Origin of the sequence: Natrinema hispanicum, from assembly GCF_004217335.1 — an archaeon.
Classification (GTDB): domain Archaea; phylum Halobacteriota; class Halobacteria; order Halobacteriales; family Natrialbaceae; genus Natrinema; species Natrinema hispanicum.
The window spans coordinates 1,053,436-1,077,102 of sequence record NZ_SHMP01000003.1; the positions used below are offsets into that span (position 1 = coordinate 1,053,436).

Consider the following 23,667-nt stretch of genomic DNA (forward strand, 5'->3'; position numbering starts at 1 on the left):
TCGGCGGTTCCGCCGAGGAGGCTGTCATAGGTTGGTCGCTGCCTCGAGTGTGATATCGATCGCGCGACCCACGTTGTTCTTGGCCTTGTCGGGGAGTTCGTCGTCGTCGGTGTCGGTTCCTTTCTGGGTGCCTTCGACGAGGTTGCCGTCGACGGTACAGATCGCGCCGGCGCGGAGACCCTTGCGGCGGGCAAGCGAGAAGACGGCGGCGGCTTCCATTTCGACGGCGAGTAAGCCAGCGTCCTCCCAGTCGTCGACGGTATCCCCAGTCTCAGCGTAAAAGGCGTCGTCGGAGGTGACGGGGCCGACGTGGACGTCCTCGTCGTTCGCTTCGGCGGCGTCGACCAGCGCCGACAGCGCGTCGTAGTCAGGCACGGCGGGGTACTCGACGGCCTCGTAGCGTTTCGTGGTGCCTTCGTTTTTCGCCGCGCCGGTCGCGACGATCATGTCGCCGATTTCGATGTCCGACTGGAGTGCCCCCGTGGTGCCGACCCGGAGGAACGTCTCGACGCCGACGTTTGCCAGTTCCTCGATGGCGATCGCGGCGGAGGGACAGCCGATCCCCGTCGAACAAATCGTCAGTTCTCGCCCCTCGTAGGTGGCGTTGACGACCTTGTACTCTCGGTTTTGGGCGATCGTTTCGGCCTCGTCGCAGTGATCGGCGATGCGATCGACCCGCCCGGGATCGCCCGGGATGAGCGCGATATCCGTCAGCTCTCCGTCGTCGACCAGCAGATGTGGCTGCGTCGCCATACCGATGGCTTCCGTCGGTACTGAGAAAAAAGGTTCGTCGTCTCGGTTCTCGTGCTATCCCCCAACCCGTCCCTTACCGACGTGTGCCCACGGCGGTTACCTCGCGGGGCATACGTCGATGCGGTCGGATCGGATCGTGACGACGGCGTCGTCGACCTCGAATTCGACTGTTCCAGTCGGCCGTCTAGCACCACGATTCGTCTCGGCAAAGAGACTATCGAGTGCGTCCGGGTCGATGTAGTCGTATAGCCGTGTACTGGTCGCAGTAACGTCGTCACCGAAGTACTGGGCCAGTGCCATTGCAGCGGCGATACTCGGCGGCTCGTCAGCGTCTCGTTCGTACTGGATGTGCCGTCTGAGGCCGCATCCGTGGGACTCGGTTACCCTTCCTTTCGTCATGTCTCTCAGTCACGAAATCGTGACCGTCTTACTCGAGTGGGCCACGCCTCTCCGTATATAACTACCGTCAGACGGCACCCGGTGAGAACCACCCGGCGGTAGCCGATTGCGGTAGGTCCAATGTCCACAAGAACGGTTTACCAACACATCAGTTTGTGAGAACGTCTTCGACGGCCTCGGCCGTCGGTGCACTCCGCGCGCCGTCACGACTCGCAGTCAGCGACCCGCAGGCGTTGCCGTAGGCGAGTGCGCGATCGACGCCGCCATCCGTGAGCCAGGTCGAAAGAAAGCCCGCCGCGAAGGCGTCGCCCGCACCGGCCGTATCGACCGGCTCAATGTCGAACCCCGAATGGACGAGCGACCCCTCCGGGGTGTACGCTTCCGCGCCATCGGCACCACAGGTGACGACGACGATCCGATCGTCGGCCAGCGCCGCCGTCGACTCGTCTGCAAGCAGTGCTGTTGCCTCTCGGTCGGTCACGAAGACGACGTCGGCGAGCGCGAGCGCATCGCCGTAGTCCCGGTCTACGAGTCGGCGGCCGGGATCGAAACTGACGGACCTCCCGGCCTCGCTGGCAGTACGTGCGATCGCCGCGGCAGTGTCGGGTCGCTGGCCGGTCAGATGGACGTGGTCGGCCGCCCGGATCCGGCTCGGCTCGAGGTCGTCGGGCGTGACGGCTTCGTTGACGCCGTCGTTGCCCAGAATCGCGACCTCGCCGTCCTCGTCGACCAGCAGGTACTTGACGGCCGTGTCGGCGTCCTCGATCACGCGAACGCCCGAGACGGAGACACCCGCTGTCTCGAGTTCTCGGCGGGCGAGCAGGCCATGGTCGTCGTCGCCGACGCTGCCGATCAGCTCAGTCTCGATGCCTAACCCGGTGAGTACGGCGGCGACGTTGGCGGCGCTGCCACCGCCAGACTGGCGCTGTGAGCGGATCGCGGCCTCGCCGTCGGGTTCGGGGAGCCTGTCGACCCGGAGGGTTACGTCCCAGTTGACGTGTCCGGCCACGAGAACCGATACAGAAGCCATTCGATGATAGAAGGTGCACGAGAGCCGTCGATAAAAACCTAGTGACGGTGACCGTCACTCTGCCGGAACTGACCGACAGTAGTCATGTCACCCCACCATGAACAGCAGTGTGTTGTGAACGGCTGGACCGAGGCCGACCGCGGCGACCAGCGCGAGGAGCGTCCGGGCCTGTCGGGGGCGCTCCTCGACGTATTCCCGAAACAGCCCGAGGATGACCATCGCGAGGCCGACTTTGACGAGGACGAACAGCCATCCGGCACCGATAACGCCAGCGGTCGGAAGCGCTTTCCCGGCCTCTAAGATCAGCAACGAGAGCGGGACGTTCTCGCTGGCCCCGAGGACGTCGTAGCCGACCGCGGTCGACACGCCGTCTAACGTGTGCCCGAAAACGACAAGCGCCCCGGTCATGCCCGTCGTCGCCGCGACGTCGGTAAACCAGAGGCCCAGTACGAGCCATGCGATGGCGGTGAGGATGCCGGCGACGATGACGGAAACGACGGGCCAAAACGGCGCGAAGGTCCCCAACTCGATGCTCTGGAAGATAGCGAACATCGCGAAGACGGTGAAAAACGCCGTGCCGGAGATGCCGACGAACCGCGCGATCGTCGGCTGCAGGCCACCGACGTGGAGAAAGATCGCGACGATCCAGGCGAGTCCCGCGACGACCGCGGTCACCGCATAGACCATTGGCGCGCTGAACAGGGGTTCGATGGTCGCTGGAAACGCGTCCAGCTTGTAGAGCACGTGGAGACTCGAGCCGAACAGCATCCAGGGTGCAAACGAAAGCACCGTGCGATCAGTTACCGGCGGCTCGAGCGCCCACAGCAGTGCGATGACGCCCCCCAGTATCACGACGACCGGGACCAGCAGGTACCATGGTGGGACGACGAACCCCTCGGGAACTACCATAGCGAGGTGTTGCTCACACCAGTAACTAACACTTTCCGATTGCCGGATAAACACGAGCGGAATCGGTGATAGAACGGATGAGACATCGATCGCAGGGCCATTGCGATCGGGAGACAATTGCGGTCAGTGATGCCGATCTCAGTGCCAAGTGTGGATGCTCCGAGACGGTGGTATAGTAGCTCGTCTCAGCTCTCCCATGGATCGTCCGTCGGTTCGCCGAACAGCTCCCGCATGAGCGTCACGATGCTTTCGGGCGGAAACTGACCGCGTTCGGTCACGATCGCGTCGACGTATCGCGGCGGTGTGACGTCGAAGGCGGAGTTCTCGACGGTCAGCCCGCTGTCGGTCACTTGGGTTTGGTCGCTGTCCTCGGTTGCCTCCGTCTCTGCAACCTCGCCCGTCGCGTCGCCGATGATCGCCGCTCGCTCCTCGTCGGACAGCAGTTCGCGCTCCGATCGCATCTCGATCTCGACGGTGTGGCCGGTCATGGTGTCCGGGTGGAGTTTGATCGTCTGGGCTGCAACCATCACCGGCACGCCCCGTTCGCGGGCGTTGACCGCCACCCCGCTCGTGCCGATCTTATTGATCACGCTGCCGTCGGCTGCGATGCTGTCGGCACCGACAAGGACGTGATCCGTCCGGTCGAGATAGCGTCGGGCCGCGTTGTCCGCGATCAACGTCACCGGCACGTCCCACTCGCGCAACTGTCGGGCCGTGATATGGCCCTGCTTGCGCGGGCGGGTCTCCTTGACGATCGCCTCGAGGGCTTTGCCCGCCTCGAGGGCGGCCTCGACGCACGCGAGCGCGTCCGTCGAGTGACAGTGGGTCATCACGGTGTCGCCGTCCTGGAGCCGGTGGGAACCGATCTCGCCGAGGCGATCCTGGGCCTGTTCGAGATCGCGCTTGAAGCGCTCGGCCCGGGCAATCGTCGACGACCGAAGGGCAGCGACGGTGTCGCCGTCCATCCCGCGAAGGACATACCGGAGGGCGTTCGGGAGGCTCACCGCGGTCGGCCGCGTCTCGTATAGCGTCGTCGCCGCTGCCCGGAGTTCCTGTTCGAACGCCGCGGGGCTGTCGGCCGTGGAGCGTTCGGCCTGCGTTGCGAGTGCTGTGGCGGCTGCATCGGCGATCGCCGCGGCACCGCGAATCCGCATCGCAGTGATATCGTCGGCGGTGGATTCGACGGCCGGTACGACACCGGATTCGGGACCATCCATGTGAGACGATTACACACAGGTCGTGAAAAGTGACCGGGCGGGTTTTTGCCCATCCGGCGAGTCCACATCGGTATGAATCGCAGCGACCTCGCGCCCCTGATCGATCACACCGTTCTCGGTCCCGCGACGACGCCCGACGACGTTCGCATGACTCTTGATGAGGCCCAACAGTACGGAATGAACGCCTGTGTCCCGCCGTACGCGCTCGAGCTGGCTGTCGAGTACGCTCCCGAGGTGACGCTCATGACGGTCGTTGGCTTCCCACATGGCCACCACGATCCCGCTGTGAAACGGGACGAAGGTGTGACAGCGTGGCGGGCTGGAGCTGACGAACTCGACGTCGTTCTCAATGTCGGCCGACTGAAAGCCGGCGAGGACGACGCGGTCAGGGACGAACTCGCAGAACTGGTCGCCGCCGTCCCGATTCCTGTCAAGGTCATCATCGAAACCGCGCTCCTGACCGACGCGGAGAAACGCCGGGCCTGCGAGGCTGCCGCGGCTGCCGACGCGACGATGGTCAAAACCTCGACCGGCTTCGCCGACGGCGGTGCGACGGTCGACGACGTCGCCCTCATGAGCGAGTTCCTCCCCGTCAAGGCAAGCGGCGGCATTGGCAGCTACGACGAGGCCGTCGCCATGCTCGAAGCCGGTGCCGATCGCATCGGTGCCTCGAGTGGCGTGGCGATCCTCGAGGGTGCACCGACACAGGCGTAGCCAAACAGTTTTGGTCGTGCCCGGACCAACGAAACGCTATGCTCGAGGGGGTTCGAGAGCGGCTGTGGGCGCTCGCGAGACGACTGCAACGCCTCGAGCGGCGCGAACTCGACGCCTTCTTGCGCTGGATCGAGCGGACGGGCAATCTCTTGCATCTCTCGGTGTTGCTGTTCGTCCCGCTGTTGATCGCGGTGGTGACGTGGCTGGCGAACGCGACCGCAGCGGTCTCGTTCCTCCTGTTTCCGCCGCTGGCGTCGGGGACGTACACGCTCTTTGCCGATCCCGAGGGAACGTACGCCACGCCGTCGACGTTCGTCGGGGGGATGACCGTCGGCGCGCTCTGTGGCTGGCTCGCGCTCGCGCTGGCGACGCTGGTCGGACTTGGGGGTGGCCGCGTCAGTGCAACTGGTGCGGCACTTGGCGTGTTCTTCACCGGCGTCTGTACGTGGGCGCTCGATCTCGAGGAGCCGGCAGCGTTCTCGACAGCACTGCTCGTGCTCCTGACCGGCAACGCGCAGTTGGCGTACGTTATCGGGATCGTCATCTCAAGTGCGTTCGTCGCGGTCGCGTTCGTCGTCTGGCGGCGTCACTTCTACCAACAGCGCGCCCGCTATCTCTATGGGACGACGAGCGGTGACGATCACGTGCTCGTCCCGATGAACGACGCCGACGAGACCGTCGCCCGGTTCGCCGCGTCGATCGCCACCGCCCACGACGCTGGCAAGGTCGTGCTCTTTGACGTCGTCGACGAACAGCACGACGACGTCGATGTCGACAGTGACGACGAGTTCCCCCCTATCGAACGGGCAGCCGACGACGCGGCCCGTCATCTCGAGTCACTGGCGGCCGATCTCGAGACCGCCTACGACGTCTCCTGTGACGCCGTCGTCGCGGCCGCACGCGACCAGTCCGCGGGTCTCGTCCTCAGAACCGCCCGCCAGCAGAACTGTGATCTCGTCGTCGCGCCGTATGCCGAACACGAGAACGGCGGGCTCTCGTCGTTTCTCAAAGGATTGTTCGACAGCGAGATCGACGTCATCGCGTTCCGGTCGAACGGTATCCGGCGGCGACACTGGCGAAGCAGCTTGGTCGCGGTTCGGGGTGCCGGCGACACCGCTCGCGCGATGGTCGACTTCGCGATCCGTATCACCGAACCCGGACGCCCGGTCACCGTCAGTACCTGTATCGACGACGAGTCGCGTCGCCGACCGGCCGAAAACACGCTCGCCGATCTCGTCGATGCGTTCTCGGGCCGATTCGAAACACACGTCGTGACCGCGCCGGTCGAGACCTATCTCTCCCGTGTCGCACCCCGGTACGACGTCTGCTTCGTCGGCTCGAGCACCGACCGATCGGCCGCCTCGCGGTTCGTCTCGCCGCCGACGTTTCGCAAACTCAGCGACCTCGAGGCCGACGTGGCGATCGTTCACCGGGGACGGCATCGCTGATGGTTCCGGTTGTCCCTGTCCATCGGTCTTTATTATATAAACAGCTAGTATTACTAGCCGTTGCTAGACAACGATATTTCTAGAAGAAGAATCGTAGTGACAGAAAGGAGAGGAGTTCCGCGCTGTATCTGTATGATTATCAGTTATTGTTGTGACCCCTCGTACCGAGTGAGTCAGTGTCGTGATACTCCTCCGGACACCCCCCTCGTACCGAGTGAGATCGTCTCAACTAGAACCGTGTCTTTCCGTGGAACGCCCGCCACAGTCCTTCAAGGAGGTTTTGTACTCCCTTCAGTAAAATGAATTTAATAGTTAGTATTGTATCTTACTATATTAATGTTAGTTATTACAGTACAGTAGTCGTTTTTTGAAGCCGGCCTATCGATCTACGGAGTGTTTATATAGGCTGTGCGAATTAGATACCAAGTAGATTCGCAACTCACTCGGTATGAGGGGTGGGACTGTTCTCGACGATTCTTATTAAGGACTATTGAATACCGTTAACAGGTGCTCTTGCACTCGAATTTCATGTCTCAGTCAGCATCTGGTTCGGTGCGTTTAATTTCCTGGAACGTAATCTCGGTTCATGGCAGAGGATGGGGAACTGACTGATATATTTGATACTGGTGATATCTTCGCAAACCGAGAGCTGGTTCGAGTCGGTCACGTTCCTGAGCTTGACCGCGTTGTGGGCCGTGACGAGGAAATCCGATCGGTTGGGAGTGCGCTTGCCGCTGCAACCGAAGGTGGGCCGCCAGAAACGACGATCATCTACGGAAAAACAGGGACCGGAAAATCGCTCGTCTCGAGATGTGTCACGCGTCAAGCGTCCAGACGAGCCGCGACCAATGGAGCGGCGCTCAAATATGCATACGTCGATTGTTCTGATTATCAGACAGAAACACAAGCAAGCCGTGAATTAGCCCGGGAATTGAACGAGCATCTCGAAGCAGGGGAGTCCATCCCCCAAACAGGATTGAGTGCCGTGGATTATCGTGACATCACGTGGGACCTGCTTTCTGATTACGATGTCGACTCACTTGTTGTCATCCTCGACGAAATCGATAAGCTCGAGAACGAAGATTTGCTTCGGAGCCTCTCGAGAGCGCGCGAGAGTGGGAAATCAGACACGTTCATCGGCGTTATCTGTATCAGTAATAAGATCGAATATCGAGAACGGTTGAACGAGCGCGTGGATTCGAGTTTGCAGGATAACGAGCTCGTGTTCGATCCATACGGCGCAAAACAATTACGCGCGATCCTTGAAAACCGGAAAGACGCGTTCAAACCTGGTGTCCTCTCGGACGAAGTCATTCCGAAGACGGCAGCGCTTGCAGCTCGAGAACATGGTGATGCACGCAAAGCTGTCGAGACGTTCTACGAAGCAGGCCGTCTTGCAGAGAAGAACGGCGACGGGCAGGTAACTGAAGCGCACGTTGATGAAGCGATTACCCAAGCAGAGGTCAATCGATTCCATCGCCTCGTGAGTGGACAGACACCGCACGTGAAGTTCATCTTACGAGCGCTTGCTGCACTGACCGCGTCAGAGGAGAAAAAACAGTTCCGGACAGCGAAAATATACGATCTCTACACGACGATCGCGACTCAGGAGGGATCGGACCCCTTGTCACATGATCGAGTTAGGCGACTCCTCAAAGAACAAGCGTTCCTCGGGATTACTGAAAGCGAGCATACTGGTGGAGGTGATCGAGAGGGGAGTTATCTCGTTCATCGGCTGATGCGTGATCCGGATATCGTGTTCAATGCCCTCAACGCTGATCGCGGTCCTTGATACTCCTCTGAAATGCGAGTGGGCCTTTGCTGGAGCGACAGTCACAGAACCAGCGTCTCAGAGGACTACTGGCGGTCAGTGCCGGTGGGGCCGCGACTGTCCTGCGGCCCCACCGAGATATCGGTACAGCAGTCCGTCTCACTCACTCGGTGCGAGGGGTGGCTGGCTCGCTCTACCAGTGACGAGGATGACAGAGATGATTTCACAAGTATTGTTCATGGATTGATTATATCTAATCTCACATCGAACTAGAAGATACGTAGGTGTGCGAACGTACTGCTGCGGGTCGTAATTCGCATCCGCTCGCTTCGCGAGCGGTTCACCGGCGGGGCGGGATGAAACCCCGCGACGGCGGCCGTTTGGCATCATTAGAACTGTGTTACAGTTCTGATTAGCAGTCAGAACGCGCTGCGTTCTGACAACATCAACGGGTTTTGCCGGAGATGGAGGCTGGCGTCTACGACGTCAGCCGATGTCCCCGGTAAAAGAGGTTGCTGTCCTGATCGAATCAGGAGTTTATACGACGGTCTGAGAACGGTCCTCTGAACCACTCTTCGTCGTCTGTGATTACCTCTCGAGGATCCGATCGATCAGACCGCTTTCGTCGCTGCCGAGTGCGGATCGCACGAGCAGGTGGCCACCCAGTTGTGCGGGACTAATCACCGCGTCCGCGCCGGCACGCTCGAGTTTCTCGACGTTCTCGCGGTCGGTCGCAGCGGCGACGATCCGTGCCCCGGGGGCGAGTTGGCGCGCGGTGAGGACGGTCAGTGCGTCCTCGGCGTCGTGATTCGTGGCGACGAGAGCCGCGGTCGCACGATCGATCTTCGCGCGTTGAAGCGGGTCCTCATCACTCGGATCGCCGGTGACGACCGGCAGATCTCGGTTCGTGAGTGCTGTTGCAGCCTCCTGATCGTTGGTGACGACGACGAATTCATGGCCGGTGTCTGCGAGTTCGTCGACGATCGGTTCCGTCAGTTCGCCGTAGCCGAGCACGAGGAGGTGCTCGTCTAAGAGTTGGAGCTGTGAGTCGGTCATCATTCCGAGTGTTCTCGAGATACGGTCTTGGATCAAGGGGCCGACGAGCGCCCCGATGGCGATACCGAAGCTCGCGACGCCGAGGATGAGCACGGACATCGTAAACAGCATCGCCTGTACCGACCCCGTGTTCGGTGTCACGTCGCCGTAGCCGACCGTACTCGAGGTGATCAGCGTGAAGTAGAAGGCGTCGAGGATGTTGCTGATCCCGTCGAAGTGCTCGCGGAGAGTGTACCCGCCGATGGTCCCGTACACTTGAACTCCGACCAGTGCAGCACCGGCCGCGAGCTGGGTTGTCGACAGCGAGAGCGGCTTGTCGAATCGCTCGCGAGTGAGCAGGAGAACCGGGATCGACACGATCGAGAAGACGACCAGCGGGAACGAGTACGGACTCAACTGGAGAAGTCCTTGTGCTGCGGTCAGCGGGAGCAACAGCAGCGTCGCCCACCAGCCCGCTCGGAGCCCGCGTCGAAGCGACAGCGCGCTGCCGACCATTAAAAAGCCGGTGAGCGCGCCGGTGAAGGCCGCGGCGTTTCGGACGGCGTCGGGGACGTATTCCTCGAGCGGGCCGCCGACGGCGTTGGTCCCGATGTTGACGACGGCGGTCGCGACCGAGAGCAACGCGACGAGCAAGACGAGCACCACGGCTGCCCGCGTCGTGAGCACACGCCGCCAGTTCTCCGGCAGGCGCGCCCGCAACGACCGGTCGTCGACCATACACATCGCTCAGCGATGGTGTTAGTTAAACGTCTCCGTCTCGAGGCGGTTCAGACCGGCCGAATCGGTGGCGACCAAACTGCACCAGCGCCGAACTGATTTTCGAGCGCGAACTCGACCGCTCGGCCCCGTCCGAACGAGAACGCGCGATGAGCATGGCCGACCTAGAAACCCCGTTCGCCGATGCTCCTTTACCCGTTCCGCGCCACCTGCCCACAATGCCATCCCTTCCGGTCGAAATTCTGCTCGGCCTCTATCTCGGGCTCCTGACTGGCATCGTCCCGGCGTTCGTCGCCGGCTCGCTTGGCTTTCTCGTCCGGTATTTTACCGGCGTCACGCTGCCCGGGTTCGGTGTCGTCGTCCTGGCGCTGTCGATCGCCAGCGTGCAGGGTGGCCTGCTCGGTCTCGTCGAACCGACGATCGCCCAGTCGCCGCGGCTACTCGTTGCCGTGCTGGTCGTGCTCATGCTCGCACTCTATGCCCACAATCAGGGTGACAAACTCGGGGCCGAACTCCCGCGCCGGCTCTCCCTGACGTCCCTGCGACAGCGCACCCTCTCGGCTGACGTGGTCGAACTCGTCGGTTCGGTCGGTCAGGTCACGGTCCGTCCGACCAGTGAGATCCGTGACATGGAGGGCTACCCGCCGCTGTCGCCCGACCTCCGTCGGCGGCTCAAAGCCGGCTCGTGGCGACTCCCCGCCGATCTCCCCCTCTCGGAACTCGAGGCCCGGCTCGAGGAACGACTCCGAACGGACCACGACCTCGCGGCCGTCGAGGTCGCGATCGACGAACGGGCGCGGGCGACGATCGCAGCAGCACCGCCCTCCGGCAGCCTCTCGCGGCGGATATCGGCGGGAAAACGTGCCGTCTCGATCGCGACGCTCGTCCCGACGGGCCTCGCCCGCGGCGATGAGGTCACCGTCAGCGCCGACGATCGGTCGATCACTGGAACGGTGCTGAGCGTCCGAACCGACCGCGACGACGATCGCGTTACGGCCCCTGCTCCGGACGAACCCGCAGACGACGTGGCGACCGATGGAGGCGACGCCGACAGAAGCGACGCAAGCGAGTCGGTCGTCTCCACAGCGAGACCGACCACGGCGACCGCCGGCGGACCCGGCCGCGTGACCATCGCTATCGCCAGCCGAGACGTAAAACCCCTTCTCGAGGCCGAGTCGGTCCGCCTCGTCGTCCGCTCTCGAGGGACGAGCCGGGAGTTCGAGGCGTTTGCACTCCTCAAAGGCGAGGGCTACGTTATCCGTCGGCTGACAGTCGGTGCAGACGGCGAGGCGGAAACCGACACTGAACCCGCCTCGATGCCGGACGTGACGATCCTCGCCGTCCGACGCCAGGGGATCGAAACTGACAGTCGTCGCCACGGCTGGGTGTTCGCTCCCGGGATCGAACGCCGACTCGCGGCCGGCGACGAAGCGTTCGTCGCGGGCCCGGACGCTGCGGTCGACGCGTTCGTGGAGGCGATCGTGCGATGAGCCGGGTTTTCGGCGACGCTCGAGGAGGTGCCCATCCGTGCCCGTGATCGATCCAGTCCCTGCACAGATGATTCCGACGGAGACGCTGCTGACCGCAGTCCTCCGAATCGTCGGGTTCGCCGTACTGTCGGCTGGGACGACGGCCATGGTGGCGGCGACCTACCGATGGTACAGTGCGGAGCGAATCCCCGACGGCGTCGCCGTCCTCGTCGGCGTCACGATCGTCGCGCTCTGGCTCAACACCCAGACCGCACTGCAACAGGCGATCATCGGGAACACCGGACTGACCGAACCTGGTACTGCCATCTACACCGTCGCGGTGTTCGTCGCCAGTGCGATCGCTGCCGACGGCGGCCGCCGACTCGGTGATTCCCTCGCTCGAGACGTATTCCTGACGGCCACGCCGCGGACGATCACCGACGTCACCCAACTCGTTCGGTCGGCTGGTCGCGTCGTCACCGTCGACCTCCCAGACGAAATCGCGGACATCGACGGCTACGACCCCGTCGATGAGTCGGTAAAAGACGAACTCACTGGCCAGACCTTGCTCTTCCCACGCCGGCTCTCAATCGACCAGCTTCGGGAGCGACTGGTTGCCCGCCTCGAGCGTGACTTCGGCGTCGGTCATGTCGACGTCGAACTGGCTGCCGATGGCACGGTCGACTACCTCGCGGTCGGGAGCCGACCGGCGGGAATCGGCCCGACGCTCGCACCCGGAACGGTCGCCGTCGCGCTCGAGGCCGATCCCGCAGCCGACGCCAGTCCCGGCGATGCAGTCAGTATCTGGGCCCGCGACGAGGGTGGCCCCGCTCGACGGGTCGCCGGCGGCGAACTGCGAGCCGCCGTCGATGACGTCGCGACGGTTGCCGTCGACGCCGCCGACGCCCGCGACCTCGAGTCAGACCGAGCCTATCGCCTCACGACGCTGCCGGGCAGCCCTGGTGCCGAACGGCAACTCGTCTCTCTGCTCCGGGCGGCCGACGAGACGGTGACGGCGATTTCCGTCGCGCCGGACGATCCGTTGATCGGCCACCCAATCGGCGCGTTGCCGCTTCTCGTCGTTGCCCTCGAGCGCGCGGGCGATGACGCCGAGACAGCCCTGCCGCTGCCGACCGACGACGTTCGACTCGCAGCCGGTGACGTCGCCTACGTGCTCGGCCGACCCGAGGCGCTCCGGCGGGTAACCGACCGAACGCTGGTCGACTCAGCAGCTGGCGACACAGCCGAGCAAGACCGAGCCACAACCCGTGCTAGCCCCGCGAATGCAGCCAGCGAGCGCGAGCCGGAGCCCGAACAGTCGGGGGAGCGGTAGCTACTTGCCGCCGGCAGCGATAGCGCCACGTATGCCAACGGAGTGGAAACTGTTCGCAGACCTCGCGGAACGTGCGGGGGACAAACACGTAACCGTCGATGCCGCGGCCGGCGACACCGTCGGTGACGCCTTCGATGCGCTGCTCGCGGCGAAGCCGGCCCTCGAGGATCGCGTACTCGAAAACGGCGAGTTGCGCTCGCAGATCAACGTGCTTCGCAACGGCACGAACGTTCTGGTCGAAGAAGAGGGACTGGACACGGAACTCGAGGGTGACGACGAGCTGGCGCTGTTCCCGCCGGTCAGTGGTGGGTGACGCTCGACTCGAGCGAATACGACGGCTCGAATCGGCGTAAGTCGGCGCTATTCCGTGAGATCGATCCCGAGCACGAAGTCGGGTTCCTCGGCGATATCGGCCCCTGCAAACGGCACGTCGGTGACGTAGCGGGCGGTTTCGGGAATCAACACCCGCGTGGCGTCGGCACCGCAGGCGGCGCCGTCGCGGGCGATCGCAGCGAACAGCGAGCGAGCGGCGTCGATGTCGTCCCATGCGGCGACGCCGTACTCGGCCCATGTCTTGGATTCGGACTCCGACTCGCTCGAGTCGTCAGCTCCGATCGCGCTGTCGTACGTTCGCGACCGGTAAGCCGTTCCGGCGAGTCCATCGGTGCCTTCGACTGCGAAGACAGCTGTCTCGTCGGCCAGCCGCTCGAAGTCGGCACGCGTGAGCTCCCGAACAGCCCACGACTCCCCGGGCGCGAGGCCGAGTCCGGACAGATGCTCGCGAGCGTCGCTGTGGGTCCAGTAGCGCCAGGCTGCGGTGGGATCGTGGGAGACGTGAAACGGCCCGTCGGCCTCCGGGTCGGGTTCCGGATGGGCGAATCGGAACTCGGTGATCGGCTCGAAGCCGCTTGCGCGTGCCGCGCCGAGCGAGGTGGCGTTCCACGAGAAAATCATGACCCGACCGACGGTCGCCCCCTGCTTGCGGGCCCACGCGAAGGTCGCCTCGTTCAGCCGGCGGCTGACGCCCTGCCGGCGGTAGTCGGCCGCGACGCGCATTCCCTGAAACCAGGCCTCGTCGGGTGAGAGCATCACGGCCTGCACGATCCCCGCGGTCTCGCCGTCGACCTCTGCGAGGAAGGTTTTCTTGCCCTGTCCGGGTGCGTCCTCGAGCCACTCGTGATAGATCCGCGGAATGTAGTCCCCGCCGCGGTCGGCCCAGATGTCGCTCGTGAAGGCGGTGACGGCGTCGTAATCGTCGTGGGTTGCACGGCGGATCTCGATGGTGACGTCGGCGTCTGAATCTGTCGGCATGACGGTCGAAACACCTCACGCAGTCGCTCGGAACGGGTCCATTATCGCTCCCTGTGCCGATCGGTATCGGTGACGTTATCGAGCCGGTCGAGTTCCCGTTCTGCCTCGAGCGACCGTCGATGTTGCGGCGAGACGATCGCCGCTCCGGATCCCTCGATTCGTTCTTCGGGGTCCTCGACGGAAATCCACTCACGGAGGCGCGAGAGCACACTGCGAATCATACGCGGACACTCAGCGGCCACGCCCAAAAGTGTAGCTCCGAATATGGTTCTCAACTGTCCGCCCGGTCAGCCGGCAGCCGATCTCACTCCCAGGGAACTGATCGTTCCTGAAGCTCGCCCGCAAGCGACGTGCCCATCGCTTCCTCGACGTTCTCGCTGTTTTCGAGCGCCCACATCAGCTTGACCTTGGCCGTTCCCGGCAACGTGTCGCCCGCTTCGATGACGCCGGCCTCGAGCAGGTCACGCCCCGTGTCGTAGACCCGATCGCAGACCCGGCCCTCGAGACACTGGCTGGTCATGACGACCGTCGTGCCGTCCGCGATCAGTTCCTCGAGCCGCGGGATGAGGTCGGTGTGAACGTGGCCGAGACCGGTGCCCTCGACGATCAGCCCCTCGCTGCCCTCGACGACGTCGAGGAACGCGGGGTCCATTCCGGGCGTAAACTTGACGAGTTCGATATCGGCCTCGAGTTCGGATTCGATCGCGAGATCGACAGCGCCACGCTGCTGGTAGTCGCGTCGGAAGGTGATTGCCTCGTTCTCGTAGTCGACTTCGCCGAGCGGCTTCGCGCCGATGGTCTCGAAGGCGTCCCGGCGCGACGTGTGGTTCTTTCGCACGCGCGTCCCGCGATGAAGCGCACAGATATCGTCCGATTCGGAGGCGTGCATACAGACCATGACCTCCGCACAGTCTCTTTTGGCTGCCTCGACGGCCGAGACGGCGTTCATGACGTTGTCCGACGAGGGCCGGTCGGCCGAGCGCTGCGAGCCCGTAAAGACGATCGGGACCGGCGTCTCGAGCATGAACGAAAGCGCCGACGCGGAGTACTGCATCGTGTCGGTGCCGTGCATGACGACGACGCCGTCCGCGCCGGCCTCGATTTCCTCGTAGACGGCCTGTGCGAGGTCCTGCCATAGCGGCGGTTCCATGTTCTCCGAGAGGATGTTGGCGACGACGCGGCCGCGGTAGTTCGCCCGGCCCGCAAGGTCGGGAACGGCGCGCAGGACGTCTTCGGCGTCGAACTGTGCCGTCACTGCGCCGGTACGGTAGTCGACCGTCGAGGCGATCGTCCCGCCAGTCGAGATCAGCGAGATCGTCGGCAAGTCGTCGTCGAACTCGATTTCGGAACTGCCCTCCTCGTCGGGACCCGTCGAGTCCGTCCCGTCGATCTCGTAGACGTCTTCGGCGAGGACTTCGACGTCGGCACCGTCGCGATCGACGCCGACGTTGTAGCCGCCCTCGAGTTTCACCACGAGGTGGTCGTCCGTACTCGAGGGGAGCAACACGCCTTCGTACGTGCGATCCGCGCGGTCGACGCGGACGCGGTCGCCTGGGTTCATAGGGAGGCGTTGCGCGGCGGCGGACTTGAAGGCACGCTTTCGGCCGGCGTGACCTCTCACCGTCGGAGCCACTCGGCCGACTCACCGACCGTCCAGTCGTCGGCGGTGTCAACGCGGTCCCCGTGAAACGTCGTCAAACGCAACAAATAAACCGACGACCGTTTACATACGTGATATGCAAATCGAGCCGCAAGCGTTCGACCGGGTTCTCTCGTCGATGTGTACGGAACCCCACCCGGCGGCGCGCGACGCGGCCGAGCGGTTTCTCGCGACGAATCCCGGTGATCCAGGCACGTATCCCAACGTCTCGGCGCTCGAGGACGATGCCGTTGCCCTACTGGGCGAGATCGCAGGTCTCGACGACCCGGCTGGCTACATTACCAGCGGCGGCACGGAAGCGAACATTCAGGCCGTCCGCATCGCCCGTGAGCGGACCGACAGTCGGACGCCAAACGTCGTCATGCCGGAGTCCGGCCACTTCAGCTTCCAGAAGGCTGCCGATCTGCTCGGCGTCGAACTCCGGATCGTCCCGACTGACGACCGGCATCGAGCCGACCTCGAGGCGGTCCGCGCCAGTGTCGACGAGAATACGGCGCTGGTGGTCGGCGTCGCGGGGACGACCGAGTACGGCCGCGTCGACCCGATTCCGGCCCTCGGCGAGATCGCCCACTCGGCCGACGCCATGCTCCACGTCGACGCCGCGTGGGGTGGGTTCGTCCTGCCGTTTACCGACTACGAGTGGCACTTCGGCCACGCCGCGGTCGATACCATGACCATCGATCCCCACAAGATGGGCCAGGCCGCGGTGCCCTCGGGCGGGTTGCTCGTGCGTTCGCCGGACCTACTCGACGAACTCGCCGTCGACACGCCCTATCTCGAGTCGACCTCGCAGGCGACGCTGACGGGCACCCGCTCGGGTGCTGGGGTCGCAAGCGCCGTCGCGGCGATCGAAGAACTCTGGCCCACCGGCTATCGCAGCCAGTACATCCGGTCACAGAACAACGCCGAGTGGCTCGCCGACGCCCTCGAGAAACGCGGCTACCGGGTCGCCGATCCGACCTTGCCGCTGGTCGCGGCCGACGTGCCCCGGTCGACGTTCGACGCGCTGCGAGCGAAGGGCTGGCGAATCTCGCGGACCGCCACCGGTGAGCTACGTGTCGTCTGTATGCCCCACGTCAGCCGCGAGATGCTGGCGTCGTTCGTCGGCGATCTCGACCGGCTCGAGGTGCGTGCGAGCGTGCCCGTCGCGAGCGACGATTGATCAGAGAGACGTCACACGAGTCGCCGGGTTCAGCTTTTAGGAATGGGTGGTCTCGAGAGTGGGCACAGCGGCTGCTCATACTGACACCAAGGGTGGACACGCAGTGGCGACACGACCGCTGCTCGGCAGACCAAATGAGTGCAACCGCAGCCGGACGATCGAAACCGGCGGGTTTTACGCCCGCCGTCCCATCGTGACGATCATGAGCAACGACGAGTTTCCGACGGACGAACCCGCCGTCGTGACCTGCGGGTTGCCCTACGCCAACGGCGACCTGCACATCGGTCACCTGCGGGGGTACATCGGTGCCGACGCGTTCAATCGTGCGCTGCAGACGCTTGGCCAGGACTCGATCTACGTCTGCGGGTCGGACATGCACGGCACGCCGGTCGCCGTCAACGCCGAACAGGAGGGCGTCGACCCCGAAGACTTCGCACTCGAGTGGCACCACCAGTACGAGGAGACGTTCCCGCAGTTCAACGTCGACTTCGACAACTACGGCCACACCCACGACGAGACGAACGTCGAGACGACCCAGGAGATCGTCCACACGTTAGACGAGGAGGGCTACATCTACGAGAAAGAGATTCAGGTCGCCTACGACCCGGATGCCGACCAGTACCTCCCAGACCGCTACGTCGAGGGCACCTGTCCCTACTGTGGCGCGAAGGCCCGCGGCGACGAGTGTGACGAGGGCTGTCAGCGTCACTTAGAGCCCGGCGAGGTCGAAAATCCGACGAGTACGATCACGGGCAACCCCGCGGAGTACCGCGAGCGCACCCACAAGTTTTTCGAGGTCTCGGAGTTCGCCGACTTCCTCACCGACTTCTTAGACGACCTCGAGGGGACCTCGAACGCACGCAACCAGCCCCGCCAGTGGATCGAAGACGGCCTGCAGGACTGGTGTATCACCCGCGACATGGACTGGGGGATCGATTACCCGAACGGGGAGGGTGACACCGAGGGCGACGACCTCGTCCTCTACGTCTGGGTCGACGCGCCGATCGAGTACATCTCGAGTTCGAAACAGTACGCCGAGCGCGCCGACGACTTCGACTGGGAACAAGTCTGGAAGGGCGACGGCGAGATCATGCACGTCATCGGCCGGGACATCATCCAGCACCACACGATCTTCTGGCCGGCGATGCTCGAGGGCGCAGGCTACAACAAACCACGCGGGATCGCCGCGACTGGCTTTATCACGATCAACGGGAAGGGCCTCTCGACCAGCCGGAATCGCGCGATCTGGGCGAAGGAGTACCTCGAAGAAGGGTTCCACCCCGACCTGTTGCGCTACTACCTGACGACGACCGGCGGCCTCCAGCAGGACGTCGACTTCTCGTGGGAAGCCTTCCAGGAGAAAGTCAACGGCGAACTCGTCGGCACCGTGGGTAACTTCTGGTACCGCTCGCTGCTGTTTGCCTACCGCAACTACGAGGGCACCCCCGACACTGCAGTCTCTGCGGAGGTCGAGGAGCGCATCGAGGAGGCGATCGCCGACGTCCGCGAGCACGTCAACGACTACTCCATGCGCGGGGTCGGTCAGGTCGCGACCCAGCTTGCCCAGTTCGGCAACGAGTACATCCAGCGCAACGAGCCCTGGAAGCTCACCGACGACGACCCCGAGGCGGCCGCACAGGTCATCCGCGACTGCGTCCAGATCGCCAAGGCCGTCGCCGTCATCCTCGAGCCGATCACCCCCGACAAGGCCCAGGCCCTGTGGACACAGATCGGCGAGGACGGCGAGATCGCCGACGCCAATCTCGAGGCGGCACTCGCGGCCCCACCGGCAACCTTCGAGGAACCCGGTGAACTCTTCGAAAAGATCGAAGACGAACGCGTCGAAGAACTGACCGCCAAACTCGAGGAACGCGTCGCAGCCGCCGCTGCCGACGATGACGACGAGGACGAAACCGAAAGCGACGACACCGACGGGGACGAAGCCGACGCTATGACAGACACCGACGACCTCGAGCCCCTGCTCGAGGACCGGATCGGATTCGAGGACTTCCAGGAACTGGACATCCGCGTCGGCGAGATCGTCGCCGCCGAGGGCATCGAAGGTGCCGACGACCTCGCGCGACTCGAGGTCGACATCGGTTTCGAGACCCGCCAGGTCGTCGCCGGGATCAAGCAACTCCACGACCTCGAGGAACTACCGGGAACGCGGTGCGTGCTGCTGGCAAACATGGAGCCGGCGGAGCTGTTCGGCGTCGAATCCAACGGGATGATCCTCGCGGCGGGTGACGAGGCGGACCTGCTGACGACCCACGGCGACGCTGCGCTCGGCGAGAAGATTCAGTAACAGCGCACTGTTCGTCGGATTTTTGCCGGCTTTGGGCGGCGAATCGGTTTAGCTGTGCGGATCGACTAACGCTTGCACTAATAGATAGGTCTATGTGGGTTGCTACCATGGCTCTGTTGTGCACCGAGGATTCGTTTTGCACCTCGCAGGGCGGCCGGTCCTGCGACGGGTGCTGGTCCCGATCGGCTGTTTCATCACGGTCGTCGTCGCCGGCATCGTCGGCTTCTCGGTTCTCGGCGGTGTCGGTCTCCTCGAAGCGGCGTTCTGGCTGGTCGATCTGACGAGCATTGAACTGCACTTCCAGGAGCACGCCGGTGCAGAGCGAGCGACGAAGGCTTACGCCATCGTGGTGACGGCCGGACTCGTCCTCTCGGGGCTGTGGATCGGCGAAACGGTCGTCACCGAGATGTTCGGCGGGCGGATTCCAACGGAGGTCTCACGAGCAACAATGCAACGACGAATCGACGACAGCGACGAACACGTTATCGTCTGTGGATACGGCATGTTCGGACGAACGATCGCCAACCGGCTCGCCGCGGCCGGCCGAACGGTCGTCGTCATCGAGAGCGACGAAGACATCGCGGAACGCGTCCGAACGGACGGCCATCTCCTCGTCGAGGGCGACGCTAGACAGGAACAGACGCTGCGAGCCGCGGGCGTCGAGCGAGCGACGAAACTCGTCGCCGCGATCGACGACTCGAACATCAACATCCAGATCGCGGTCGTCAGCGGGACGGCGGCCGACGCGCCCGAAATCATCGTTCGCGTCGGCGAGGAGATGTACGAGTCAGTCGCGAAGGAAGCCGGTGCCGACGCAGTCATCATCCCCGAAGTCGTCAGTGGCGAGCGCGTGACCCGACTGCTCGAGCCGCCAGCGGACTGATACGGTTTCCTGTCGCTGTTTACCGGTACACCCACGATCGTCCTGCGGATGCACCGGTACTGACTGACAGCAGACCGTATGAATCACACCTCGTCAACGATCTGTGAGAAGTCCTCGGTCGGGACGACCTCCATGGTCTTCCCCTCGAGGCCGTGGCGGTGCAATGTCAGTGCCGACTTGAACGCCGCCTCGTTGTCATCGGTTTCGAAGACGATGAGGAAGTCGTACTCGCCGAGGGCGGCGTAGGCGTCTCGCAGGTCTGCCCCGTGTGTTTCGAACTCCGTCCGAATTTCGCCCCAGATCGAGGCGAGTTCCTGTGCGTTCTGGATCTCGCGGTCGTCGAGGGTGACGAGCGTCGTGTAGGTTGGCATGTCGAGTCGGAGGGGCGATCCGCAAAAAACGGTTGGCGTGGCAGGTGACGGGACGATGGTCGGCGGGACGCGGACAGCAACTCGAACGCGAGTAAGTGACCATCTTTTAGGGAGTGCTGGCGGTAGCCCTCGACATGAGAAACGCGAAAATCGTCTGTACGCTGGGTCCAGCGTCGAACGACCGTGAGACGATCCGGAACCTCGCCGCTGCCGGGATGTCCGTCGCACGCCTGAACGCAAGCCACGGAACCCGCGAGGATCGCGCGGCACTGATCGACCACGTCCGCGCGGTCGACGAGGAGCGAGCCGAACCCGTCGCGGTCATGCTCGACACGCAGGGCCCGGAGATTCGGACCGCGCCGCTGCCCGAGGGCGAGACGGTGACGCTCGAGACCGGCTCCGAAATCCGGTTCGTCGACGGCGATGAGGCGACCCCGGAGACGGTCGGACTCTCGTTGCCGATCGATGCTGTCGAGCCGGGCGATCGCGTCCTGCTGGACGACGGGCTGATCGAGACGACCGTCCTCGAGACCGACGGCGACGGGGTTCGCGCCCGCGTCGACACCGGCGGCGAACTGGGCGGCCGAAAGGGGGTCAACGTTCCCGGCGTCGAACTCGGATTAGACGTCGTCACGGAGTCCGATCGGAAAGATCTCGAGCTCGCAGCCGAGAAGGGCGTCGACTTCGTCGCGGCGAGTTTCGTTCGGGACGCCGAGGACGTCTACGAGGTCGGTGAAGTGCTCGAGGACCTGGGTGCGGACATCCCGATCATCGCGAAGATCGAACGCGCCGGGGCGGTCGAGAACATGGACGAGATCATCGACGCTGCCTACGGCGTGATGGTTGCCCGTGGCGACCTCGGCGTCGAGTGCCCGATGGAGGACGTCCCGATGATCCAGAAACGGATCATCCGCAAGTGCCGCGAGACGGGGCGGCCGGTCATTACGGCGACGGAGATGCTCGACTCGATGGTCACGGCTCGTCGGCCGACGCGCGCGGAGGCGTCGGACGTCGCTAACGCCGTCCTCGACGGCACCGACGGGGTCATGCTTTCGGCCGAGACGGCGGTCGGCGACCACCCTGTGGCCGTCGTCGACGCAATGGACAGTATTGTCCGACAGGTCGAAGAGTCCGACGAGTACGACGAGTTGCTCGAGCAACGCGTTCCGGCCTCGGGCGAGGCGCGGACGGACGCGCTGGCCCGTTCGGCGCGCTTTTTGGCGCGGGACATCGACGCGGACGCCGTCGTGGCCGCGACCGAGTCCGGCTACACGGCGCTGAAGACGGCGAAGTACCGCCCCGGCGTCCCGGTCGTCGCTTCGACGCCGACCCAGACGGTCCGCCGCCAGCTCGCGCTGAGCTGGGGTGTGACGCCGCTGTACGCCGACGTCTCGGGACAGGGGGCCGACGCAGTCGTCGAAAACGCCGTCCAGGCCGCCCTTGATGCTGGCGTCGCCGAAAGCGGCGATACCGTCGTCGTCCTCTGTGGAATGATGACCGAACTCGAGGGGGCGAACACGACGAACATGCTGAAAGTCCACGTCGCAGCCGACACGCTGACGACCGGCCAGGTCGTCGTCGAGGGGCGGGCGACCGGTCCCGTCGTCCACCTGTCGGATGGCGACCTCTCGGCGGTGCCCGATGGGGCTATCGTCGCACTGCCGGCCGACTTCGACGAGGAGTTTTCGGGCGAGACGAGCCGGCTCGGCGGCATCGTCAACGCCGAGCGAGGGATGACCGGGTATCCGGCGCTGGTCGCACGCGAACTGGGGATCCCGATGGTCAGCGATGCCGAGGTCTCGGCACTCACCGATGGCGAACCGGTGACTCTTGATGCCGAACACGGCGTCGTCTACGGCGGCGATATTGGGGACCGACACGAGCGGGCTTGATACCGCTGCTGTACCGACTCCCTGTGCTCACTCGTTGCCGGCTCGGACCGCGGGTTTTTGACGCCCCGGCCAGTATAGCCGCGTATGGCAAACGAGCCGTCCGGACCCGGCGACGACGCCGCCGATCGATGGAACGAGTCGTCGACGGCGAACCCGGACAGCGGACCGGCAGGCGACTCGAGCCCAGCCGATCACCTCGAGCGAGCCGACGAGGACGACGATCGGATCCCGCTCGATCTCTCTGCAAGCGACGACGAGGACGATGACGCGGCTGCGACCGCGTCGGACGGCTATACACCCGAAGCCAGCTCGGCGCCGATCGAACCCGGCGATCCGGACCTCGAGAACGCGCTGTTCGTCCTGCTGGGTGCGATCATGATGGTGCTTGTCATCGCTCGATTGTTGATGCTGCCGCTCGGCTGATACGGTCTGCTACCACTGTGTCCCGGCGCATCCGCATGACGGGTCGCGGGTGCGCCGAAACTGACTGGGAGGAGTCCGTATGAATCGTCCGAGGAACGGGCAATCACACACTCGTGGCCGTTCGGCACTCGACCGATTATCTCATTTCTTTCGTGCGGTAAACATTTAATCGGCACAAGGCCTAACCCACGCATATGGTCGAATCCCTCGTCGGGAACATCCCACTGCTGTTGCTCGTTGTGGGGCTCGTGTTGATGGTCCTCGAGGCCATCTCGCCCGGTGCCCACCTCATCGTCATCGGGATCGCGCTGGTCGGTGCCGGTCTCGTTGGCATGGTCTTCCCGCCCGCAGCGAGCCCGTTCATTTTGGCTGCACTGACGCTCGTGATCGGGCTCGCTGCGGCCTACGTCTACCGGGAGTTCGACTTCTACGGCGGGAAAGGGACGGCCCGGACGACGGACTCGGACTCGCTTGCCGGCCGAACAGGCTACGTCACCGAGCCCGTCACGGCCCGCGACGGCGAGGTCAAACTCGACGGCGGCGGCTTCGCCCCCTACTACAGCGCGCGGACGACCGACGGCACGATCGCGGAAGGAAAGGAGGTCATCGTCCTCGACCCAGGCGGTGGGAACGTACTGACGGTCGAATCGCTCGAGGCACTCGGTGAAGACGAGATCGATCGGGCGCTCGCACGCATGGACGAGTCGTCCGAGTCCGAACACGATTCCGCCGACCAACTCGATAGTGAGCGACCCGACGATGGTGACGACGAGCGAGAGCCCGAAACCGAAACGGAACGGTCGGGTAATTGAGTGACATTCTCGTGCATATGTTGCTGAAACAA

Annotated in this window: 22 protein-coding genes; 12 read left to right on the plus strand and 10 right to left on the minus strand. The window is 64.0% G+C overall.

Annotation, left to right across the window (positions count from 1 at the left end):
- Positions 1–24: 24 nt before the first annotated feature.
- From BDK88_RS06060 to BDK88_RS06080, 5 genes are all read right to left on the minus strand, one after another.
- A complete protein-coding gene (locus BDK88_RS06060) occupies positions 25–753 on the minus strand; it encodes a nucleoside phosphorylase (RefSeq protein WP_130499602.1) in 729 nt (242 codons plus the stop codon).
- A 96-nt stretch (positions 754–849) separates the two neighbouring features.
- Positions 850–1,152, minus strand: a complete 303-nt coding sequence (locus tag BDK88_RS06065) for a HalOD1 output domain-containing protein (protein ID WP_092932632.1) — start codon at positions 1,150–1,152, stop codon at positions 850–852.
- Positions 1,153–1,300: 148 nt separating this feature from the next.
- Complete coding sequence (locus tag BDK88_RS06070) at positions 1,301–2,182, minus strand: carbohydrate kinase family protein (protein ID WP_130499603.1); 882 nt, start codon at positions 2,180–2,182, stop codon at positions 1,301–1,303.
- A gap of 87 nt (positions 2,183–2,269) precedes the next feature.
- Entirely contained in the window at positions 2,270–3,091 is an 822-nt protein-coding gene (locus BDK88_RS06075) for a DUF63 family protein (RefSeq protein ID WP_130499604.1), read from the minus strand.
- A 185-nt stretch (positions 3,092–3,276) separates the two neighbouring features.
- Entirely contained in the window at positions 3,277–4,308 is a 1,032-nt protein-coding gene (locus BDK88_RS06080; RefSeq protein WP_130499605.1) for a ribose 1,5-bisphosphate isomerase, read from the minus strand.
- 72 nt (positions 4,309–4,380) lie between these two features.
- Between BDK88_RS06080 and deoC the strand changes: the two genes are divergently transcribed.
- From deoC to BDK88_RS06095, 3 genes are all read left to right on the plus strand, one after another.
- Positions 4,381–5,022: a deoxyribose-phosphate aldolase gene (gene deoC, locus BDK88_RS06085; RefSeq protein ID WP_130499606.1), complete on the plus strand. Its 642-nt coding sequence runs from the start codon at positions 4,381–4,383 to the stop codon at positions 5,020–5,022.
- A gap of 38 nt (positions 5,023–5,060) precedes the next feature.
- Positions 5,061–6,470, plus strand: a complete 1,410-nt coding sequence (locus BDK88_RS06090; RefSeq protein WP_130499607.1) for an HPP family protein — start codon at positions 5,061–5,063, stop codon at positions 6,468–6,470.
- A 586-nt stretch (positions 6,471–7,056) separates the two neighbouring features.
- Positions 7,057–8,262 (plus strand): Cdc6/Cdc18 family protein, encoded by a 1,206-nt coding sequence (locus BDK88_RS06095; protein WP_130499608.1) that lies wholly within the window; start codon positions 7,057–7,059, stop codon positions 8,260–8,262.
- 567 nt (positions 8,263–8,829) lie between these two features.
- Here BDK88_RS06095 and BDK88_RS06100 read toward each other — a convergent pair.
- Positions 8,830–10,014 carry an NAD-binding protein gene (locus BDK88_RS06100; protein ID WP_130499609.1) on the minus strand — a complete coding sequence of 395 codons (1,185 nt, stop codon included), beginning with the start codon at positions 10,012–10,014 and terminating at the stop codon, positions 8,830–8,832.
- Between the two features lie 218 nt (positions 10,015–10,232).
- Between BDK88_RS06100 and BDK88_RS06105 the strand changes: the two genes are divergently transcribed.
- The 3 genes from BDK88_RS06105 (at position 10,233) to BDK88_RS06115 (ending at position 13,129) form a co-directional block, all read left to right on the plus strand.
- Positions 10,233–11,504, plus strand: a complete 1,272-nt coding sequence (locus BDK88_RS06105) for a potassium transporter TrkA (protein ID WP_130499610.1) — start codon at positions 10,233–10,235, stop codon at positions 11,502–11,504.
- 67 nt (positions 11,505–11,571) lie between these two features.
- On the plus strand, positions 11,572–12,816 hold the full coding sequence (locus BDK88_RS06110) for a TrkA C-terminal domain-containing protein (RefSeq protein ID WP_130499812.1): 1,245 nt from the start codon (positions 11,572–11,574) through the stop codon (positions 12,814–12,816).
- Positions 12,817–12,847: 31 nt separating this feature from the next.
- Complete coding sequence (locus BDK88_RS06115; protein ID WP_130499611.1) at positions 12,848–13,129, plus strand: ubiquitin-like small modifier protein 1; 282 nt, start codon at positions 12,848–12,850, stop codon at positions 13,127–13,129.
- Positions 13,130–13,176: 47 nt separating this feature from the next.
- On the opposite strand, the gene BDK88_RS06120 is transcribed toward BDK88_RS06115, so the two are convergent.
- The 3 genes from BDK88_RS06120 to gatD all read right to left on the minus strand — a co-directional run bounded on the left by BDK88_RS06120 (position 13,177) and on the right by gatD (position 15,688).
- On the minus strand, positions 13,177–14,127 hold the full coding sequence (locus BDK88_RS06120) for a GNAT family N-acetyltransferase (RefSeq protein ID WP_130499612.1): 951 nt from the start codon (positions 14,125–14,127) through the stop codon (positions 13,177–13,179).
- 41 nt (positions 14,128–14,168) lie between these two features.
- Positions 14,169–14,348 carry a hypothetical protein gene (locus tag BDK88_RS06125; protein WP_008008963.1) on the minus strand — a complete coding sequence of 60 codons (180 nt, stop codon included), beginning with the start codon at positions 14,346–14,348 and terminating at the stop codon, positions 14,169–14,171.
- Between the two features lie 83 nt (positions 14,349–14,431).
- A complete protein-coding gene (gene gatD / locus BDK88_RS06130) occupies positions 14,432–15,688 on the minus strand; it encodes a Glu-tRNA(Gln) amidotransferase subunit GatD (protein ID WP_130499613.1) in 1,257 nt (418 codons plus the stop codon).
- A 175-nt stretch (positions 15,689–15,863) separates the two neighbouring features.
- On the opposite strand from gatD, the gene mfnA reads away from it, so the two are divergent.
- From mfnA to BDK88_RS06145, 3 genes are all read left to right on the plus strand, one after another.
- Positions 15,864–16,949: a tyrosine decarboxylase MfnA gene (gene mfnA / locus BDK88_RS06135; protein ID WP_130499614.1), complete on the plus strand. Its 1,086-nt coding sequence runs from the start codon at positions 15,864–15,866 to the stop codon at positions 16,947–16,949.
- A gap of 202 nt (positions 16,950–17,151) precedes the next feature.
- Entirely contained in the window at positions 17,152–19,254 is a 2,103-nt protein-coding gene (metG, locus tag BDK88_RS06140) for a methionine--tRNA ligase (protein WP_130499813.1), read from the plus strand.
- Between the two features lie 118 nt (positions 19,255–19,372).
- Positions 19,373–20,137 carry a potassium channel family protein gene (locus BDK88_RS06145; protein ID WP_130499615.1) on the plus strand — a complete coding sequence of 255 codons (765 nt, stop codon included), beginning with the start codon at positions 19,373–19,375 and terminating at the stop codon, positions 20,135–20,137.
- A gap of 83 nt (positions 20,138–20,220) precedes the next feature.
- Here the strand turns inward: BDK88_RS06145 and BDK88_RS06150 are convergent, their stop codons facing one another.
- Entirely contained in the window at positions 20,221–20,508 is a 288-nt protein-coding gene (locus BDK88_RS06150; protein ID WP_130499616.1) for a GYD domain-containing protein, read from the minus strand.
- Between the two features lie 134 nt (positions 20,509–20,642).
- Here BDK88_RS06150 and pyk point away from each other — a divergent pair, with 134 nt between their 5' ends.
- From pyk to BDK88_RS06165, 3 genes are all read left to right on the plus strand, one after another.
- A complete protein-coding gene (gene pyk, locus BDK88_RS06155) occupies positions 20,643–22,400 on the plus strand; it encodes a pyruvate kinase (RefSeq protein WP_130499617.1) in 1,758 nt (585 codons plus the stop codon).
- An 84-nt stretch (positions 22,401–22,484) separates the two neighbouring features.
- Complete coding sequence (locus BDK88_RS06160) at positions 22,485–22,823, plus strand: DUF7312 domain-containing protein (RefSeq protein ID WP_130499618.1); 339 nt, start codon at positions 22,485–22,487, stop codon at positions 22,821–22,823.
- Between the two features lie 194 nt (positions 22,824–23,017).
- Positions 23,018–23,635, plus strand: a complete 618-nt coding sequence (locus tag BDK88_RS06165; RefSeq protein ID WP_130499619.1) for an NfeD family protein — start codon at positions 23,018–23,020, stop codon at positions 23,633–23,635.
- The last annotated feature ends 32 nt before the right edge of the window (positions 23,636–23,667 follow it).